Below are 2,925 nucleotides of genomic sequence, written 5' to 3' on the forward strand. Positions count from 1 at the left end.
CTCTGGGCCATGTTCGATTACGCTTTCGGCGACAAGCTCACCCTGCCGCAGATTGATCGCATCCGCTGGAACCTGTTCCCGGAAATCCGCATCAACGCGCCCCAGCAGGGGTTGTTTGATGAGGGCGATGAGGCTGATGAAGAAAGCGAGCAGGGTAGCGGGCAGGGGCAGGGCAGTCATACCGGCAGCCGGGCCGCGGCAGAGAGCCAACCCGACTACAACGCCATCCCGGATATCGTCCGCGTCATGGATCTGCAGCAGGAACAACTGGCCCGCAGCATGGGCGAGGGTCACCGGGTCATTCATGGGGTAGCCGGGTCCGGCAAGACGCTGATCCTCGGCTACCGCTGCCTGCACCTGGCCCAGGCTGTGACCAAACCGATTCTGGTGCTGTGCTTCAACATCACACTGGCTGCACGGCTGCGCAGCTTCATTGCCGAAAAAGGCATCGAAGAAAAAGTGCAGGTGCACCACTTCCATAAATGGTGTGGCCGGCAACTGCAAACCTATAACGTGGATCTGATCCCCGCCACGCCCGAGCTGAAACCCTGGGAGCGGCAGGTGGAGACGGTCGTGCAGGCCGTGGACAAGGAACAGATCCCCCGCGCCCAATACAGCGCGGTGATGATCGACGAAGGCCACGACTTCGAGCAGGACTGGCTGGCCCTTGTCGTGCAAATGATCGACCCGGACACCAACTCGTTGTTGCTGCTCTACGACGATGCCCAGTCCATCTACAAGAAGCGCAGCCTCAAGTTTCCCCTGTCCAGCGCCGGCATCCAGGCCCGTGGCCGTACCACTATCCTGAAACTGAATTACCGCAACACCCGCGAAATCCTCAGCTACGCCTACGATTTCGCCAAGGACTTCCTGCAAGCCCAGGACGCCGACGACGACCACATCCCCCTGATCGCCCCGGAAATGGCCGGCGCCAGCGGCCCGCTACCGGCATTCCGCAAGTTCGACACCTTCAACGACGAAGCCCACTACATCGCCCGCTGCATCCGCAAATGGCACCAGAACGGCCAACCGCTCAATAACATTGCGGTGATCTACGGCTACAACTGGCAGGCCGACACACTGCAACGGGCGCTCAAGCGGGAAGGCATTCCCCACGCCTGGTTGAAAGACAACGCCAGCAAGAAAGCCTACGACGCCAATGCAGAACGCATCGCGCTACTCACCCGACAAAGCAGCAAGGGGCTGGAGTTCGATACCGTGGTGCTGGCGGGGCTGGGGGGATTGAAGGATGACGAGGAGAATCTGGAGAGTGAGGTAAGGCTGTTGTATGTGGGAATGACGCGGGCGCGGCAGCAGTTGTTGCTGACGGGAAGTGGGGGGAATTGGTTTGTGGGGCGGTTTGGTGGTTAGTGGATTATATGCACGATGCAAGACCTGACAGCAATTTATGGTAGGTGTCTGCCATTGCTTATTACTAATTTTAACTTGGTTTTAAATGTGGGTATGACAGAAAAAAATAATGCTTTGTATTTCAGTAAGGTTTCTCCTAAAACCAAGAATATTCTTCGAGGGGTTATGGGGGTTGATGATCAAAGGCATGTCAGAAAAGCCTTGTCCAGAATTAAGAAGAAATGCGGAGTTTCTGAGTATAAGAAGTCAATCAAGATAATTAGATCAGATGGGCTATATAGAGAAAATGGTATAGCGCGTGATTTTCCATTAGTTCTTCCAAGACCCATATCAGAATTGAGTGAGTTTTCAGAGAGAGAAATAATTTTTTCTATCAATGAAAACTCAGAGAAGATTGCTAATTTGCTTGATTTTTATTCGGAAATACTAACTCACATTGAGTCGGGCGAATATGCAGAATCCTTGGCAAAGATAAGGGGAGTTGTTGAGTGCGGTGGGGTTTCATTTATCTTAGTTAGGTATCTTTACTATATTAGATTGAGGGTTGATGAGAATCCCTACTATTCGCTTCAATTGGCAGATGTAAATGATCTTTTTCATAGAATTAACATCGACAATCTTGGCTTTCTTGTGGGGGCGATCAGAGAGCTGAGCAATGTACAGGCGGATTATTTCAATATACGCAGAAGGATCGCTGATTTTGAATCTGATACACCAGTTAGTGTCGTTGCTAAAAATCTATTAGATTTTGTTGTTTATGATGAGTCTGAGTATTTGCGCACACTGAATGCCTATTATTCGATTTCCCTATTGGATGCATTTCTATACATGTCAGTGGCAAGACGCTTAGGGGTTCCCGGTGTCTCGGAATGTGGTTTTGATGATTCTGTTTTACATGATGCTTTCTCCAGATTGTCAGATATAAAGATAAATACTTCGATATATGTTGCTGAGGATAATGAAGCAGGAGTGGGGATAAGCTTTTTTAGGGAGACTTTTTTAAGGTTGGAGCAATGGGATTGTTATAACTATAAAATGATACATGGTGCGCTTTTTAATGAGTATGAAGCCAAAGCGCAGCTTATGATTCCTGGTATTAGGACTCTTGTCGAGGAATATTTTTCAAGCCTGACAACTTTAGACGAACTCTCCTTTGAAACTAAAAGTGTTATCAGCTTGGAAAGCTATGATAGAAATGCTTGTAGCTATTTAGAGAATTCGAGTGGGTTAATCTATTTGTTGGATAAGTATGGTGGTGATATTGAGGGGCATGAGAATGAATTTGTCGCTTTGATGTCAGCAACACGAGATATCGGAGTTGTGTGTCCTTCATCATATTTGATCGCTTTGCAAAATGAAGCGAAGTCTGATGACTTTAAACTTGTTACTGCGTGCTTGATATCAATTAAAGATAATACTCAAAGGGCAGAGCATAGGCTAAGAAAGACGATTCAGGAAATAGCAAAAAATGGCTATGAGTCAGATGTTAAAGGAATTATATATAAATTGTTTGATATTTCCCCATCTGTAACCGAGCACTTGGTTCACGTTTGT

At 48.1% G+C, this 2,925-nt stretch carries 2 protein-coding genes; both read left to right on the forward strand.

What is annotated here, in order from left to right; genetic code table 11:
- On the forward strand, positions 1-1,371 hold a 1,371-nt coding region (locus A3754_RS21550; protein ID WP_063521299.1), incomplete at its 5' end, for a DEAD/DEAH box helicase.
- 15 nt (positions 1,372-1,386) lie between these two features.
- Positions 1,387-2,925, forward strand: a 1,539-nt coding sequence (locus A3754_RS21555; protein ID WP_156497138.1) for a hypothetical protein, incomplete at its 3' end; no start/stop codon positions are given.

The sequence above is a fragment of the Alcanivorax sp. HI0083 genome (assembly GCF_001635175.1).